Below are 17,442 nucleotides of genomic sequence, written 5' to 3'. Positions count from 1 at the left end.
GCGCAGTAGGGTGGACGGGCCGCTGTAGCGCGTGCCTCCATCACTGCCGAGACCCAAGGGAGTCAGGGACGTGTCCCGTCAGGTGTTCCTCTACGACCCACCGGAGCGTTTCGTGGCCGGCACGGTCGGGCTGCCTGGCCGCCGTACGTTCTTCCTGCAGGCGTCCGCGGCCGGCCGGGTCACCAGCGTGGCGTTGGAGAAGACCCAGGTCGCCGCGCTCGCCGAACGCATCGACGAACTCCTCGACGAGGTGGTCCGCCGCACCGGCGGCAACGCGCCCGTCCCGGCCGTCGCGCCGGCCGACATCGCCGACACCGCGCCCCTCGACGTGCCCGTCGAGGAGGAGTTCCGGGTCGGCACCATGGCGCTCGCCTGGGACGGCGAGGAGCAGCGCATGATCGTCGAGGCGCAGGCGCTCGTCGAACTCGAGGCCGAGTCCGAGGAGGACCTCGCCGCCGCGGAGGAACGGATGCTCCAGGACGAGGAGAACGGGCCGCCGATGCTGCGCGTCCGCCTCACCGGGTCGCAGGCCAGGGCCTTCGCCAAGCGCGCCCTCGACGTGGTCAACGCCGGGCGTCCGCCGTGCCCGCTGTGCAGCCTGCCGCTCGACCCCGAGGGCCATGTGTGCCCCCGCCAGAACGGATACCGACGCGGAGCATGAGCGGCCTCGACAACCGGGCGGTCGTCGACCTGCTCACCAAGGGCGAGCTGACCGTGCGCGGCCAGGTCCGCGAGGCCTCCAACGCGGTGCTCGTCTGCGCCGTCTCCCTCGATGGCTCCGAGGCCGAGTGCGTCTACAAGCCCGTCGCCGGCGAGCAGCCCCTCTGGGACTTCCCCGACGGCACCCTCGCCCAGCGCGAGGTCGCGGCCTACGAGCTCTCCGAGGCCACCGGCTGGGGCCTCGTACCGCCCACGGTGCTGAGGGACGGACCGTACGGCGAGGGCATGGTCCAGCTGTGGATCGACGCCGACCCGGGGGCGAGCCTGCTCGCGCTCACCGAGGACGAGGAGGCGGGGGAGGGTTGGAAGGCCGTCGGGCCCGCCCAGGTCGGCGAGGACCGCACCGCCCTGCTCGTCCACGCCGACCGCCCCGAACTGCGCCGGCTCGCCGTCCTGGACGCCGTCATCAACAACGGTGACCGCAAGGGCGGGCACCTGCTGCCCGCGCCGGACGGCCGCCTCTACGGCATCGACCACGGGGTGACCTTCCACGTGGACGACAAGCTGCGGACGCTGCTGTGGGGCTGGGCGGGCGAGGAGCTGCCCGCCGAGGCCGCCGCCGTCCTGGAGCGGCTCGACGGCTCCCTCGCCCCCGGGACCCCGCTCGCCACCCGACTGGCGGAGCTGCTCACCGCGGCCGAGGTGGACGCCCTGCGCCGCCGCGTCTCCGCCCTGCGCACCACCGGCCGCCACCCGGAGCCCTCCGGGCAGTGGCCGGCGATCCCCTGGCCGCCGGTCTGACCTCCGGCCGCCGCCTGAGCCCGCTCCGGCCTCCGGGTGCCGCCTGGCCCGCCCGGCCTCCGGGCGCCGCCTGGGTCCCCTCCGACCGATCGGATCCGGCCAAGCCCCCTACCCGGGCCGTACCCCCCAGGGGGTATGCATGAACGGCCGCGAGCTGCAAGAGCGCCTCCTCGGCCAAGATCCCGCATCCGGTTCGTATCCGGAACGAGTGTCCGGTTACGCTCAGGTCATGCATGCCTGGCCCGCTTCTGAGGTCCCCGCCCTGCCCGGCAAGGGCCGCGACCTCCAGATCCACGACACCGCGACCGGTGGACGAGTGACCCTCGCCCCCGGTCCCGTCGCCCGTATCTACGTATGCGGCATCACGCCGTACGACGCGACCCACATGGGTCACGCGGCGACCTACAACGCGTTCGACCTCGTTCAGCGCGTGTGGCTCGACACCAAGCGGCAGGTCCACTACGTCCAGAACGTCACCGACGTCGACGATCCACTCCTGGAGCGCGCGATCCGGGACGGCGTCGACTGGGTCGGCCTCGCCGAGCGCGAGACCGCCCTCTTCCGCGAGGACATGACCGCCCTGCGGATGCTGCCGCCGCAGCACTACATCGGCGCGGTCGAGGCCATACCCGGCATCGTGCCGCTCGTCGAACGGCTGCGGGACTCCGGCGCGGCCTACGAACTCGACGGCGACATCTACTTCTCCGTCGAGGCCGACCCGCACTTCGGCCAGGTGTCGAACTACGACACCGAGCTGATGCGCCACCTCTCCGCCGAGCGCGGCGGCGACCCGGACCGCCCGGGCAAGAAGAACCCGCTCGACCCGATGCTCTGGATGGCCGCCCGTGAGGGCGAGCCGAGCTGGGACGGCGGCAGCCTCGGCGCCGGCCGCCCCGGCTGGCACATCGAGTGCGTCGCGATCGCCCTCGACCACCTCGGCATGAGCTTCGACGTCCAGGGCGGCGGCTCCGACCTGATCTTCCCGCACCACGAGATGGGCGCCTCCCACGCCCAGGCGCTGACCGGCGAGTTCCCCATGGCCAAGGCGTACGTGCACGCCGGCATGGTCGCCCTCGACGGTGAGAAGATGTCCAAGTCCAAGGGCAACCTGGTCTTCGTCTCGGCGCTCCGCCGCCAGGGCGTCGACCCGGCCGCCATCCGGCTCTCGCTCCTCTCGCACCACTACCGCGCCGACTGGGAGTGGACCGACCAGGTCCTCCAGGACGCCGTGGAGCGCCTGGACCGCTGGCGCGCCGCCGTCTCCCGTCCCGACGGCACGTCCGCCGACGCGCTGGTCGAGGAGGTCCGCGAGGCGCTCGCCGACGACCTCGACGCGCCGGCCGCGCTCGCCGCGGTCGACCGGTGGGCCGAGCGGCAGCTCGCCGAGGGCGGTACGGACGAGTCCGCGCCCGGCCTCGTCTCCCGCACCGTGGACGCGCTGCTCGGAGTGGCCCTGTAGCCCCCTCCCGTACAACTCGCTTGGCGCGAACCGCCCTTGGACTTCTCACGAAGTCCGGGGGCGGTTCCGTTTTGTCCTGGCCCTGGTGCTCGTTTCTGCGCTAAATACCCTCCATGCAATCAACATTGCGCATGAAGGCTGCATTGGCCGGCGCCGTGCTCGGGCTCCTCGCGGTGTTCGCGGGCCCCGGCAGCGCCCAGTCCGCAGAGCCGTCCGCCGACGAGCCCACGCCGACCACCGTCGGCGACGTCACCGGCTTCCAGGCCGACGGCGCCGTCTACCGGCTGACCGCCGGCAGCGCCCAGGCCCGCGTCAGCTTCGTCACCGACGAGACCTTCCGCGTCGAACTGGCCCCCGACGGCACGTTCACCGACCCCACCGGACAGGACATCGTCAAGCCCCAGGGCCCCCCGCCCCGGACCCGCTGGCGCGACCGCGGCGACCGCTACGAACTCACCTCCGCGAAGGTGACCCTGCGGGCCTACAAGTCGCCGCTCCGCTTCGCCGCGTACCGCGCCGACGGCACCCCGCTCTGGTCCGAGACCAGCGGTCTCAGCTGGACCCAGGAGCGCACCACCCAGTCCCTGGCCCGAGGCGCCGACGAGCAGTTCTACGGCGCCGGGATGCAGAACGGACGCGGCAACACCTCGCACCGCGGCAAGACCGTCGAGGTCGGCGTCGACTACAACTGGAACGACGGCGGCCACCCCAACTCCGTGCCGTTCTACCTCTCCTCGGCCGGCTACGGCGTCTACCGCAACACCTACGCCCCCAACACCTACGTCTTCGGCGAGCCCGTCACCACCAGCGCGAAGGAACAGCGCTTCGACGCCTACTACTTCACCGGCTCAGGCTCCGACGCGGTCAAGGACGTCATCGGCCAGTACACGAACCTGACCGGCAAACCGTTCCTGCCGCCCGTCTACGGCCTGGAGATCGGCGACGCCGACTGCTACCTCCACAACGCCAACCGGGGCGAGCGCCGCACCCTCGACGCCCTGAAGGTCGCCGACGGCTACGTCCAGAACGACATGCCCAACGGCTGGATGCTCGTCAACGACGGCTACGGCTGCGGCTACGAGGACCTCGCCGAGACCGCGAACGGCCTCAAGGACCGCGGCATGCAGCTCGGCCTGTGGACCGAGGACGGGCTCGACAAGCTCGGCGAGCAGGTCAGGGCCGGCCAGCGGGTCGCCAAGCTCGACGTCGCCTGGGTCGGCCCCGGCTACAAGTTCGCCCTCGACGGCTGCAAGGACGCCTACGCCGGCATCGAGGCGCACAGCGACGCCCGCGGCTTCACCTGGGCCCCCGAGAGCTGGTCCGGCGCGCAAGCCTGCGGCGTCCAGTGGTCCGGCGACCAGTCCGGCACCTGGGAGTACATCCGCTGGCAGATCCCCACCTACGCGGGCGCCTCCATGTCCGGACTCGCCTACACCACCGGTGACGTCGACGGCATCTTCGGCGGCAGCGCCAAGACGTACACCCGCGACCTGCAGTGGAAGATGTTCCTGCCGGTCACCATGACCATGGACGGCTGGGCCGCCAACGACAAGCAGCCCTTCCGCTACGGCGAGCCGTACACCTCGATCAACCGCGACTACCTGAAGCTCCACGAGTCGCTGCTGCCCTACATCTACTCGCACGCCCACCGCGCCACGAAGACCGGCGTCGGCCTCGCCCGGCCGCTGGTCCTGGAGTACCCGAACGACCCGAAGGCGGCCTCGGAGACGGCCAAGTACGAGTTCCTCAGCGGTGAGGACTTCCTCGTCGCCCCCGTCTACCAGGACGCCGTCGAGCGCGACGGCATCTACCTCCCCGAGGGCACCTGGATCGACTACTGGAGCGGCCGCACCTTCCAGGGCCCGGTCACCGTCGACGACTACAGCGCCCCGCTCGACACCCTGCCGCTCTTCGTCCGGGCGGGCGCCACCGTCCCGATGTGGCCGGGCGGCATCCGCTCGTACACCGAGCGCACCCCCGGCTCCGCGCTGGCCTGGGACATCTACCCGCAGGGCAGCTCGTCCTTCGAGCTGTACGAGGACGACGGCGTCACCCGCGCCCACCGCACCGGCCAGTACGCCACCCAGACCGCCGAGGTCCGCGCGCCGCAGCGCGGGGCGGGCGACGTGACGGTCAAGATCGGCGCGAGCAAGGGGACCTTCACGGGCAAGTCCACCGCCCGGCCCTACCAGTTCACCCTCCACACCGGCGACGCCCCGAGCGAGGTCTCGCTCGGCGGGCGCGAACTGCCGCGCCTCACCTCCAAGGCCGCCTACGAGGCCGCAGGACAGGGCTGGTGGTACGACCGCGACGACCGCGGGGGAGTGGTGAAGGTCAAGACCGCCGCCCAGCGCACCGACCGCGCCTTCACCCTCGAACTGGAGGACACCAGCGCCGTCGGCGGAGCCGTCCCGGGCGCCACGGCCACCGCCGCCGTCCCGGCCGGACAGGAGCTGGGCGCGGGCGTGCCCGGCACCGTCGCCGTCGACGTGACGGCGGGCACCAGGGACGCCACCGGCGTCGAGGTGTCGCTCACGGCCCCCGCCGGCTGGCAGGTCACCCCGGCCGCTCCGGTCGCCCGCATTCCGGCGGGTACCACGAAGCGGGTCGAGGTCACCGTCACCCCGGCCAAGGACGCGGAGCCTGGCGAGGCCACGCTCACCGCGACCGTCCGTCACCGCGCGGCGAGCCAGGACCGGACGGCCGTCCAGCGCTTCGCCGTCGGGGTGATGCCCGAGCCGCCGTCGGCCGGCGTCTGGGCGAGCGACCTGACCTGGCTGAAGTCCACCAACGGCTGGGGACCGCCCGAACGCGACCGCTCCAACGGCGAGTCGGGCGCGAGCGACGGCCGGCCCCTGACCCTCGCGGGCACGACCTACGAGAAGGGCATCGGCGCCCACGCCGACTCCGACATCGAGGTCTACCTCGGCGGCCGCTGCACCGCCTTCACCGCCGACGTCGGCATCGACGACGAGATCAACGGCTACGGCGAGGTGGCGTTCTCGGTCGAGGCCGACGGCAAGGTCCTGTGGACCTCGCCGAAGCTGACCGGCGCCTCGGCGACGCTGCCCGTCCAGGTGGACGTGACCGGAGCCCGGCACGTCCGGCTCCGGATCACCGACACCAACGGCTCCAAGAGCGGTGACCACGGGGACTGGGCGGCCGCCCGCTTCGACTGCGCCTGACGGCCGAGCGGGTACGCGAAGGGGGCCGCACCGTGATCGGTGCGGCCCCCGTTCCCGTACGGCTCAGTCCTGGTCGTCGCCCTCGCCGTCGCGCTCCTCGGGAGCGTCCGGCGGGGTGTCCTGCGGGGTGTCCGGCATCGCGTCCGACGGAGTGTCCGCCTGCGCGTCCGGCGCGTCGGACGCCTCCGGTGCCGCCTCCGGCCCCGGCTGCTCCGGCTTCGGCGGACGGGTCCGGCCGCCGCCGGTCTCCCGCAGGTACGAGGTGTCCCCGCCCTCCGTGGCGACGCCCGGTCCTGCCGGCCCGGGACCCGGCCCCGGGCCGCCGTCCCGCCGCCGCAGGTAGCGCTCGAACTCGCGGGCGATGGCCTCGCCCGAGGCCTCCGGCAGCTCCGCCGTGTCCCGCGCCTCCTCCAGCGTCTGGACGTACTCCGCCACCTCGCTGTCCTCGGAGGCCAGTTGGTCCACGCCGAGCTGCCAGGCCCGCGCGTCCTCGGGCAGTTCGCCCAGCGGGATGCGCAGGCCGATCAGGTCCTCGAGGCGGTTCAGGAGCGCCAGGGTCGCCTTCGGGTTGGGCGGCTGCGAGACGTAGTGCGGCACGGCCGCCCAGAGGCTGACCGCGGGCACGCCCGCGTGCGTGCAGGCCTCCTGGAGGATCCCGACGATGCCCGTGGGCCCTTCGTACCGGGTCTCCTCCAGGTCCATCGTCCGCGCCAGGTCCGGGTCGGAGGTGACCCCGCTGACCGGGACGGGCCGGGTGTGCGGGGTGTCGCCGAGCAGCGCGCCCAGGATCACCACCATCTCCACGCCCAGCTCATGGGCGAAGCCCAGGATCTCGTTGCAGAACGAGCGCCAGCGCATCGACGGCTCGATCCCGCGCACGAGCACCAGGTCACGCGGCTTCTCGCCGCCGACCCGGACCACGGAGAGTCTGGTCGTCGGCCAGGTGATCTTCCGGGTGCCGTTGTCCAGCCATACCGTGGGCCGGTTGACCTGGAAGTCGTAGTAGTCCTCGGCGTCGAGCGCCGCGAACACCTCGCCCTTCCATTCCCGGTCCAGGTGGGCGACCGCGGTGGAGGCGGCGTCGCCGGCGTCGTTCCAGCCCTCGAACGCGGCCACCATGACCGGGTCGATCAGCTCGGGAACCCCCTCGAGCTCGATCACCCAGCGCCTCCTTTTCGACGTTGCTGCCGTTCCTGTCTTTCCAGTCGTACGGACCAACCTTAAGGCTTTCCGGGGGCCCGTCCGCAGCCCTCGTGCACCACCGAAGGCCGTTCGCGGCCTTGATCGACTACCCAGGAACGCGCCTCGGCACACGGACGAGTAAGGGGCGGCCTCCAGGGAGACCGCCCCTTACCCCGCCTCTTACCTCACGAGATCAGCGCGTCACTTGCGCAGCATCTCGTCGACCTTGCCCCGGATCTCGTCCGTGGCGAGGCCCCGTATCGTCAGCGTCGTACGGCGGCGCAGCACGTCGTCCGCCGTCTCGGCCCACTCGTGGTCCCGGGCGTAGGCGACCTGCGCCCAGATCTCCGGCGCGTCCGGGTGGACGCGCTCGCCGAGCGCCGGGTTCTCGTTCGCCATCCGCGCGATGTCGAAGGCGAGCGAACCGTAGTGCGTCGCGAGGTGCTTGGCGGTGTCGGCGGCCATCCGCGGGCCGGGGGCCGGGCCGTCGACGAGCAGCCGGTGCGCGACCGCGTTCGGGTTGGCGATGCCGGGCAGCGGGAGCCGCTTCGGCAGCGTGGACACCGACTCGTAGTCCTCGCCCAGCGGGTGCCCCGGCAGGGCCTCCAGCTTCTTCATGACCGTACGGCCGATGTGGCGGAAGGTCGTCCACTTGCCGCCGGCCACCGACAGCATGCCGCCGCGGCCCTCGGTGACGACCGTCTCGCGCTTGGCCTTGGAGGTGGCGCCGGGGCCGCCCGGCAGCACCCGCAGCCCCGCGAAGGCGTAGGTGATCAGATCGCGCGACAGCTGCTGGTCGCGGATGGAGAACGCGGCCTCGTCGAGGATCTGCGCGGTGTCCTTCTCGGTCACCTCGACCTGGCCGGGGTCGCCCTCGTACGCCTCGTCGGTCGTGCCGAGCAGCAGCATGTCCTCCCAGGGGAGGGCGAAGGTGATCCGGTACTTGTCGATCGGGGTCGCGAGCGCGGCCTTCCACGGCGAGGTCCGCTTCAGGACCAGGTGCGCGCCCTTGGAGAGCCGGATGGAGGGCGCCGCGTTCGGGTCCTCCATCTTCCGCAGGTGGTCGACCCACGGGCCGGTCGCGTTGAGCACCAGGCGGGCGGTGACGCCGAACTCCTCACCGCTCGTACGGTCCTTCAGCTCCGCGCCCGTGACCCGGCCGCGGGTGAAGCGCAGCCCGGTGACCTCGGCGTGGTTGAGGACGACGGCGCCGGCCTCGACCGCGGCGCGGACCGTCATCAGCGCCATGCGGGCGTCGTTCATCTGGTCGTCGCCGTACACGGCCACGGCCTTCAGGTTGTCCGTCCGCAGCTCCGGTACGTCCTGCGCGGCCTTGGCGGGGCTGAGCAGGTGCCCGACGCCGTCACCGAAGGCGGAGAGCGCGGAGTACGCGAAGACACCGGCGCCCAGCTTGGCGGCGCCGTGCGGGCCGCCCTTGTAGACGGGCAGGTAGAAGGTGAGCGGGTTGGCGAGGTGCGGCGCGACCTGGCGGGAGACCGCACGACGCTCGAAGTGGTTCTCCGCGACCAGCTTGACCGCGCCGGTCTGCAGGTAGCGCAGCCCGCCGTGGAGCAGCTTGGAGGAGGCGGAGGAGGTGGCGCCGGCGAAGTCGCCGGCGTCCACCAGGGCCACCCGCAGGCCCGACTGCGCGGCGTGCCAGGCGGTGGAGATGCCCAGGATTCCGCCGCCGATCACCAGGAGGTCGTACGTCGCCTTGGAAAGCTGCTCCCGAGTCTCGGCGCGGCTCGGCAGGGAACCGGCAGCCGGTCGCGTCCCCAGGGCGGGGACGCTCTGCAGGGTGGTCATGTCGATCTACTCCTCGTCCTCGATCCAGCCCATGGTCCGCTCGACGGCCTTGAGCCAGCTCTTGTACTCGCTCTCACGCTTGTCGGCGTCCATGCGAGGGGTCCATTCCGCCGCGCGGCGCCAGTTGGCGCGCAGGGCGTCGGTGTCGGGCCAGAAGCCGACGGCCAGGCCGGCGGCGTAGGCGGCACCGAGGCAGGTGGTCTCGGCGACCATCGGGCGCACGACCGGCGCGTCGAGGAAGTCCGAGAGGGTCTGCATCAGCAGGTTGTTGGAGGTCATGCCGCCGTCGACCTTGAGCGCGGTCAGCTCGACGCCGGAGTCCTTCGTCATGGCGTCGGTGATCTCGCGGGTCTGCCAGGCGGTGGCCTCCAGGACGGCGCGCGCGATGTGCGCCTTGGTGACGTACCGGGTGAGGCCGGCGATCACACCGCGGGCGTCGGAGCGCCAGTAGGGGGCGAACAGACCGGAGAAGGCGGGCACGAAGTAGGCACCGCCGTTGTCCTCGACCGAGGACGCGAGGGTCTCGATCTCGGCGGCGGACTTGATAAGGCCCATCTGGTCGCGCATCCACTGCACCAGCGAACCGGTGACGGCGATCGAGCCCTCCAGGGCGTAGACCGGCTTGGCGTCGCCGATCTGGTAGCCGACGGTGGTCAGCAGCCCGCTGTAGGAGTTGATGATCTTGTCGCCGGTGTTCATCAGCATGAACGTGCCGGTGCCGTACGTGGACTTGGCCTCGCCCTCGGCGAAACACGTCTGGCCGAAGAGGGCGGCCTGCTGGTCGCCGAGCGCGGAGGCGACCGGGATGCCGTCGAGGACGCCGCCCTTGACGGTGCCGTACACCTCGGCGGAGGAGCGGATCTCCGGCAGCACGTTGGCCGGGATCTCCATGGACTGCACGATGCGCTCGTCCCAGGCCATGTCGTGCAGGTTCATCAGCATGGTGCGCGAGGCGTTGGTGACGTCGGTGACGTGCCGGCCGCCGTCGACACCGCCGGTGAGGTTCCAGATGACCCAGGAGTCCATCGTGCCGAAGAGGATGTCGCCGCGCTCGGCGCGCTCGCGCAGGCCCTCGACGTTGTCGAGCAGCCAGCGGACCTTCGGGCCGGAGAAGTACGAGGCGAGGGGCAGGCCGGTCTCGCGGCGGAAGCGGTCCTGGCCGACGTTGCGGCCGAGCTCCTTGCAGAGCGCGTCGGTGCGGGTGTCCTGCCAGACGAGGGCGTTGTGGACGGGCTCACCGGTGTTCTTGTCCCAGAGCAGCGTGGTCTCGCGCTGGTTGGTGATGCCGACGGCCTTGACGTCCGCGGAGGTGATCCCGGCCTTGCTGATCGCGCCGGCGACCACTTCCTGGACGTTGGTCCAGATCTCGGCGGCGTCGTGCTCGACCCAGCCCGGCTTCGGGAAGATCTGCTCGTGCTCCTTCTGGTCGACGGCGACGATCCGGCCGTCGGTGTCGAAGACGATGCAGCGGCTGGAGGTGGTGCCCTGGTCGATGGCGGCGATGAACGGGCCGGCGGTGTGTGCGTCGGTCACGGTGTGCTCCAAGGAGGTCTCGGTGGAAGGACGGCTCAGGCGAACGCGATGTTGTAGATACCCGCGGCGATCGCGCCACCCACCAGGGGGCCGACGACCGGGATCCATGCGTAGCCCCAGTCGGAGCCACCCTTGTTCGGCAGCGGCAGCAGGGCGTGCACGATGCGCGGGCCGAGGTCACGGGCCGGGTTGATGGCGTAACCGGTCGGGCCACCGAGCGAGAGGCCGATGCCGACCACGACGAACGCGGTGATCAGGGCGCCGATGACGCCGAGGCCCTTGCCGCTGTCGTTGAGGCCCTGGGTGAGCACCGCGAGGACCAGCACGACCGTGCCGATGATCTCGGTGGCCAGGTTCTGCCAGACCACTCGGACCTCGGGCCCGGTGGAGAAGACACCGAGCACCGGACCGGCGTTCGGCGCGGCCTTCTGGTCGACCATGCCCTCCTCGTGCGGCGGCGCGGAGATGATCTCCTGGTCCGTGAGGTGGGCCTGGAACTGTCCGTAGTAGGCGATCCACACCAGGACCGCGCCGAGCATGGCGCCGAGCATCTGGCCCGCGAAGTAGACCGGAACGTTGCTCCAGTCCCCGTCCTTGAGGGCGATGCCGACGGTGACGGCCGGGTTCAGGTGGGCGCCCGAGAGGGTACCCGTCATGTACACGGCGGTCATGACCGCGAAGCCCCAGCCGAACGTGATGGCGAGCCATCCTGCGTTCTGAGCCTTCGAGCGCTTGAGCACCACGGCGGCGACGACGCCACCGCCGAGCAGAATGAGTACGGCGGTACCAATGATCTCGCCGATGAAGATGTCGGAGCTGGACACCCGCGACTCCTTTGTCCTTCGTCCAGGGGAAGGCGAACCCCGGGTCCCTCCGGTGGTCCGCGCCCTCATATGAGGGCGTTGCCGGCCCTTGGCACTGCCACACTCTAGCGCGTATTGCCGGTAGGTGTTCGGCAATGCCGACCGATGCACGGAAGTTTTGCCCTCTGGTTAACAGCGCGTCAAGGGCTGGGGTAATGAAAAACCCGCCGATAACGGGATCGTTACCGACGGGTTGAGCAGGCACTCCTGCCTGGGCGGACGCCCGGGCTCAGTGGATCAGAAGCGCCCCGCGCCCAGATCGCGGGAGACGGCGCGGGCGCAGTCCCGTACGGCCGCGACGAGTTCGGACCGCAACTCGCCGTCCGCGCACACCCGCTCCACCGCGCCTGTGATCGCCACCGCGCCCACCGGCATCCGGCGCCGGTCGTGGATCGGGGCGGCCACCGACGCCACGCCGTCCCAGGTCTCCTCCACGTCCGCGGCCCAGCCCTTGGCCCGGGTCGTGTCGAGCAGCGTCTCGAACTCCTTGAGGTCGGTGACCGTACGGGGGGTGAAGCCCTCGCGCGGCACCTGTAGAACCTCGCTGTGCGCCACCGGGTCGTACGCCGAGAGGACCTTGCCAAGGGCCGTGGAGTGCAGCGGCTGCATCGCCCCCACCTCCAGGACCTGCCGGCTGTCGTCCGGCCGGAAGACGTGGTGGACGATCAGGACGCCCTGCAGGTGCAGCACGCCCAGATGGACGCTCTCGCCGCTGGAGCGCGCCAGGTCGTCCGTCCAGACCAGCGCCCGCGCGCGCAGCTCGTGCACGTCCAGATAGCTGTTGCCCAGGCGCAGCAGCTCCGCGCCGAGCTGGTAGCGGCCCGAGGCCGCCTCCTGTTCCACGAAGCCCTCGGCCTGCAGGGTGCGCAGGATGCCGTGGGCCGTGCCCTTGGCCAGGCCCAGGGACGAGGCGATGTCGGAGAGGCCGAGCCGGCGCTCGCCGCCCGCGAGCAGTCGCAGCATCGCCGCCGCCCGTTCAAGCGACTGGATGTTCTTCGCCATCGCCCGGCCTTTCTCCCTGTCCATGTGTCCATGACCCCGGGGTCTCTCCGTGGATCCTGAAGGACAGGATCGCGTGGATCATGGTGTTCGACAATGCTGAACACTATCGGTCGATGCCGACCGCGCGTTACCTACACAGTGTCGGTCATGAACGGGTCCGACCGGGAGTCCCCGGAAGACAGGATGCCGTCCGCCCAGTGGAACGCGATGTCCACCCCGGCTTCCACGCGGTTACGCTGGCCCCGTGCACCCTCCACCGAGCGTGCAAAGCCGACAGCCGTCGCATCCCAGGGAGCTCATCCATGGCCTCGTCGCCGACCCCTTCCGTTGACAGCCGCACCCGCGCCGCAGCCCTCCGCGAGGCGCTCGCGACCCGTGTGGTGGTGGCCGACGGAGCCATGGGCACCATGCTCCAGGCACAGGACCCCAGCCTCGAGGACTTCCAGGACCTCGAAGGCTGCAACGAGATCCTCAACGTCACGCGGCCCGACATCGTCCGCTCGGTCCACGAGGAGTACTTCGCCGCCGGGGTCGACTGCGTCGAGACCAACACCTTCGGCGCGAACCACGCGGCCCTGGGGGAGTACGACATCCCCGATCGGGTGTACGAGCTCTCCGAATCCGGCGCACGGATCGCCCGCGAGGTCGCCGACGAGTTCACCGCCTCCACCGGACAGCAGCGCTGGGTCCTCGGCTCCATGGGTCCCGGCACCAAGCTGCCGACCCTCGGTCACGCCCCTTTCACCCTGCTGCGCGACGCCTACCAGCAGAATGCCGAGGGCATGATCGCCGGCGGCGCCGACGCGCTGCTCGTCGAGACCACCCAGGACCTCCTCCAGACCAAGGCGTCCGTCATCGGCGCCCGCCGCGCCCTGGACGCCCTCGGCATCGACGTGCCGCTCATCGTCTCCGTCACCGTCGAGACCACCGGCACCATGCTCCTCGGCTCCGAGATCGGCGCCGCGCTCACCGCGCTCGAACCGCTCGGCATCGACATGATCGGCCTGAACTGCGCCACCGGGCCGGCCGAGATGAGCGAGCACCTGCGCTACCTCGCCCGCCACTCCCGTATCCCGCTCTCCTGCATGCCCAACGCCGGCCTGCCCGTCCTCGGCAAGAACGGCGCGCACTACCCGCTGACCGCCCCCGAGCTCGCCGACGCCCAGGAGACCTTCGTCCGCGAGTACGGACTCTCCCTCATCGGCGGCTGCTGCGGTACGACCCCGGAGCACCTGCGCCAGGTCGTCGAGCGGGTGCGCGACCTCACGCCCGCCGTCCGCGACCCGCGCCCCGAGCCCGGCGCCGCCTCGCTCTACCAGACGGTCCCGTTCCGCCAGGACACCGCGTACATGGCGATCGGCGAGCGCACCAACGCCAACGGCTCGAAGAAGTTCCGCGAGGCGATGCTGGAGGGCCGCTGGGACGACTGCGTCGAGATGGCCCGCGACCAGATCCGCGAGGGCGCGCACATGCTCGACCTGTGCGTCGACTACGTGGGCCGGGACGGCGTCGCCGACATGGCCGAGCTGGCCGGCCGCTTCGCCACGGCCTCCACCCTGCCGATCGTCCTCGACTCCACCGAGGTCCCCGTCATCCGGGCCGGCCTGGAGAAGCTCGGCGGACGCGCCGTCATCAACTCCGTCAACTACGAGGACGGCGACGGGCCCGAGTCGCGGTTCGCGAAGGTCACGAGCCTCGCCCAGGAGCACGGCGCCGCGCTCATCGCGCTCACCATCGACGAGGTGGGCCAGGCCCGCACCGTCGAGAACAAGGTCGCCATCGCCGAGCGGATCATCGACGACCTGACCGGCAACTGGGGCATCCACGAGTCGGACATCCTCATCGACACGCTCACCTTCACCATCTGCACCGGGCAGGAGGAGTCCCGCAAGGACGGCATCGCGACCATCGAGGCCATCCGCGAGCTCAAGCGCCGCCACCCGGACGTCCAGACCACGCTCGGCCTGTCCAACATCTCCTTCGGCCTCAACCCGGCCGCCCGCATCCTGCTGAACTCCGTCTTCCTCGACGAGTGCGTCAAGGCGGGCCTCGACTCGGCGATCGTGCACGCCTCCAAGATCCTGCCGATCGCCCGGTTCGACGAGGAGCAGGTCACCACCGCGCTCGATCTGATCTACGACCGGCGACGCGCCCAGCAGGGGGACGAACCGGCCTACGACCCGCTGCAGAAGCTGATGGCGCTCTTCGAGGGCGCCACCACCAAGTCCCTGAAGGCCGGCAAGGCCGAGGAACTCCTCGCCCTGCCGCTCGACGAGCGCCTCAAGCGGCGCATCATCGACGGCGAGAAGAACGGCCTGGAGGCCGACCTCGCCGAGGCCCTCCAGGAGCGCCCCGCCCTCGACATCGTCAACGAGACCCTCCTCGACGGCATGAAGGTCGTCGGCGAGCTCTTCGGCTCCGGCCAGATGCAGCTGCCGTTCGTCCTGCAGTCCGCCGAGGTCATGAAGACGGCCGTCGCCTACCTCGAACCGCACATGGAGAAGACGGACGCCGACGGCAAGGGCACGATCGTCCTCGCCACCGTGCGCGGCGACGTCCACGACATCGGCAAGAACCTCGTCGACATCATCCTGTCCAACAACGGCTACAACGTCGTCAACCTCGGCATCAAGCAGCCGGTCTCCGCGATCCTGGAGGCCGCCGAGGAGCACCGCGCCGACGTCATCGGCATGTCGGGCCTGCTGGTCAAGTCCACGGTGATCATGAAGGAGAACCTGGAGGAGCTCAACCAGCGCGAGCTGGCCGCCAAGTACCCCGTGATCCTCGGCGGCGCGGCGCTGACCAGGGCGTACGTCGAGCAGGACCTGCACGAGATCTACCAGGGCGAGGTCCGCTACGCCCGCGACGCCTTCGAGGGCCTGCGCCTCATGGACGCGCTCATCGCCGTCAAGCGCGGCGTCCCCGGCGCCAGCCTGCCCGAGCTCAAGCAGCGCCGGGTCGCCAAGCGGGACACTCCCGTCCTGCAGGTGGAGGAGCCGGAGCCGGGCGGCCGCTCCGACGTCGCCGTCGACAACCCGGTCCCCACCCCGCCGTTCTGGGGCACCCGCGTCGTCAAGGGCATCCCGCTGAAGGACTACGCCTCCTGGCTGGACGAGGGCGCCCTGTTCAAGGGCCAGTGGGGGCTCAAGCAGGCCCGCGCGGGCGGGGCTACGTACGAGGAACTGGTCGAGACCGAGGGCCGGCCCCGGCTGCGCGGCCTCCTGGACAGGCTGCACACCGAGAACCTCCTGGAAGCCGCCGTGGTCTACGGCTACTTCCCGTGCGTGTCCAAGGGCGACGACCTGATCATCCTCGACGAGGCCGGCAACGAGCGGACCCGCTTCACCTTCCCGCGCCAGCGCCGCGGCCGCCGCCTCTGCCTCGCGGACTTCTTCCGCCCCGAGGAGTCCGGCGAGACCGATGTCGTCGGCCTCCAGGTCGTCACCGTCGGCTCGAAGATCGGCGAGGCCACGGCCAAGCTGTTCGCCTCCGACTCCTACCGCGAGTACCTGGAGCTCCACGGCCTGTCCGTGCAGCTCGCCGAGGCCATGGCCGAGTACTGGCACGCCCGCGTCCGCGCCGAGCTCGGCTTCGCGGGCGAGGACCCCTCCGACGTCGAGGACATGTTCGCGCTCAAGTACCGGGGCGCGCGCTTCTCCCTCGGCTACGGAGCGTGCCCTGACCTGGAGGACCGGGCGAAGATCGCGGACCTGCTCCAGCCGGAGCGGATCGGCGTCCACCTCTCGGAGGAGTTCCAGCTCCACCCCGAGCAGTCCACGGACGCCATCGTGATCCACCACCCCGACGCGAAGTACTTCAACGCGCGGTAACCCCCGCCCCGGGAGTAAATCAGCGCACCTCACGTCATCCGGACGTACACTGGTCGGTCCAGTGCAGGCCGGTCGCCCACCCCCGTACCGGGGTGGGTGACCGGCCTTCTCGTCCCTCCATGGAGGTGTGCCGGATGACCAGTACGGTCCCCGCGTCCCTTGTCCGCGCCAACGGAAGCTCCGCGCTGCAAGCGGTCTTCCTCGACATGGACGGCACCCTGGTCGACACCGAGGGCTTCTGGTGGGACGCGGAGGTGGAGGTCTTCGCCGACCTCGGGCACCGGCTGGACGAGTCCTGGCGCGACATCGTCGTCGGCGGCCCCATGACCCGCAGCGCGGGCTACCTCATCGAGGCCACCGGCGCCGACATCACCGTCGCCGAGCTCACCGTCCTGCTCAACGAGAAGTTCGAGCACCGCATCGGCCGGGGCGTCCCCCTGATGCCCGGCGCCGAGCGGCTCCTCGCCGAGCTGGCCCGGCACAACATCCCGACCGCGCTGGTCTCCGCCTCGCACCGTCGCATCATCGACCGGATCCTCGCCTCCCTTGGCCGTGACCGCTTCGCGCTCACCGTGGCCGGGGACGAGGTGGAGCGCACCAAGCCACACCCCGAGCCCTATCTGACGGCGGCGACCGGCGTCGGCGCCGAACCGGCCCTGTGCGCCGTCATCGAGGACACCGCGACGGGCGTCGCGTCCGCCGAGGCCGCCGGCTGCCGGGTCGTCGCCGTGCCCTCCGTGGCCCCGATCGCGCCCTCCCCTGGGCGGGTCGTGGTCCGCTCCCTGGAGGACGTGGACGTGCCCTTCCTGCGCACGCTGATCACCGGTCCCTGAGCAGAGCTGATCACCGGCCCCTGAGCAGAGAGGCGGCCGCCTCTGGTACGGACCACGCGCGTGACCTTCGTCACCCAGCGTGCCGGACCCCGGGTGGCCGCCTCACGTCCGATATCCGTAATGCCGGGATTGCGGGTCGACGTCTGTCCCGATTCGCGCCTTCCTTGCTCATTCATGCCCGCGCATGACTATCGAGCCCCCTGTATTCATGATCACTATCCGCATCCGAGGCGGACCCGCGGCGGTCAGCCGCCACGGCCGCTCGCACTAATCTTTCGCGAGTACTTC

General features: G+C 71.1%; 11 protein-coding genes. 6 read left to right on the top strand and 5 right to left on the bottom strand.

Going from position 1 to position 17,442, the window contains the following annotated elements:
* The first annotated feature begins 70 nt into the window (after window positions 1–70).
* The 4 genes from ACFWRO_RS14460 to ACFWRO_RS14445 all read left to right on the top strand — a co-directional run bounded on the left by ACFWRO_RS14460 (window position 71) and on the right by ACFWRO_RS14445 (window position 6,105).
* Entirely contained in the window at window positions 71–661 is a 591-nt protein-coding gene (locus ACFWRO_RS14460) for a DUF3090 domain-containing protein (protein ID WP_384509364.1), read from the top strand.
* On the top strand, window positions 625–1,461 hold the full coding sequence (locus ACFWRO_RS14455) for an SCO1664 family protein (protein ID WP_384509362.1): 837 nt from the start codon (window positions 625–627) through the stop codon (window positions 1,459–1,461). The genes ACFWRO_RS14460 and ACFWRO_RS14455 overlap by 37 nt, the downstream gene beginning before the upstream one ends.
* A 229-nt stretch (window positions 1,462–1,690) precedes the next feature.
* Window positions 1,691–2,920, top strand: coding sequence for a cysteine--1-D-myo-inosityl 2-amino-2-deoxy-alpha-D-glucopyranoside ligase (gene mshC, locus ACFWRO_RS14450; RefSeq protein ID WP_384509359.1), 1,230 nt, complete (start codon window positions 1,691–1,693; stop codon window positions 2,918–2,920).
* Window positions 2,921–3,033: 113 nt separating this feature from the next.
* Window positions 3,034–6,105, top strand: coding sequence for an NPCBM/NEW2 domain-containing protein (locus tag ACFWRO_RS14445; RefSeq protein WP_384509357.1), 3,072 nt, complete (start codon window positions 3,034–3,036; stop codon window positions 6,103–6,105).
* A gap of 63 nt (window positions 6,106–6,168) precedes the next feature.
* Here ACFWRO_RS14445 and ACFWRO_RS14440 read toward each other — a convergent pair whose 3' ends face one another.
* From ACFWRO_RS14440 to ACFWRO_RS14420, 5 genes are all read right to left on the bottom strand, one after another.
* Window positions 6,169–7,266, bottom strand: coding sequence for a PAC2 family protein (locus ACFWRO_RS14440; protein ID WP_384509355.1), 1,098 nt, complete (start codon window positions 7,264–7,266; stop codon window positions 6,169–6,171).
* A 222-nt stretch (window positions 7,267–7,488) separates the two neighbouring features.
* Window positions 7,489–9,093 (bottom strand): FAD-dependent oxidoreductase, encoded by a 1,605-nt coding sequence (locus ACFWRO_RS14435; RefSeq protein WP_384509352.1) that lies wholly within the window; start codon window positions 9,091–9,093, stop codon window positions 7,489–7,491.
* Between the two features lie 6 nt (window positions 9,094–9,099).
* Complete coding sequence (glpK, locus tag ACFWRO_RS14430) at window positions 9,100–10,626, bottom strand: glycerol kinase GlpK (RefSeq protein ID WP_384509349.1); 1,527 nt, start codon at window positions 10,624–10,626, stop codon at window positions 9,100–9,102.
* Between the two features lie 35 nt (window positions 10,627–10,661).
* Window positions 10,662–11,450 (bottom strand): MIP/aquaporin family protein, encoded by a 789-nt coding sequence (locus ACFWRO_RS14425; RefSeq protein WP_384509347.1) that lies wholly within the window; start codon window positions 11,448–11,450, stop codon window positions 10,662–10,664.
* Window positions 11,451–11,726: 276 nt separating this feature from the next.
* A complete protein-coding gene (locus tag ACFWRO_RS14420) occupies window positions 11,727–12,491 on the bottom strand; it encodes an IclR family transcriptional regulator (protein ID WP_384509707.1) in 765 nt (254 codons plus the stop codon).
* 302 nt (window positions 12,492–12,793) lie between these two features.
* Here ACFWRO_RS14420 and metH point away from each other — a divergent pair, with 302 nt between their 5' ends.
* A complete protein-coding gene (metH, locus tag ACFWRO_RS14415) occupies window positions 12,794–16,321 on the top strand; it encodes a methionine synthase (protein WP_384509344.1) in 3,528 nt (1,175 codons plus the stop codon).
* 134 nt (window positions 16,322–16,455) lie between these two features.
* The gene (locus ACFWRO_RS14410) at window positions 16,456–17,154 is read left to right on the top strand and encodes an HAD family hydrolase (RefSeq protein WP_384509342.1); all 699 of its coding nucleotides are present in this window, start codon (window positions 16,456–16,458) and stop codon (window positions 17,152–17,154) included.
* The last annotated feature ends 288 nt before the right edge of the window (window positions 17,155–17,442 follow it).

This window comes from Streptomyces sp. NPDC058579 (assembly GCF_042718575.1).
Taxonomy (GTDB): domain Bacteria; phylum Actinomycetota; class Actinomycetes; order Streptomycetales; family Streptomycetaceae; genus Streptomyces.
This window is presented reverse-complemented; position numbering and strand designations above follow the sequence as displayed.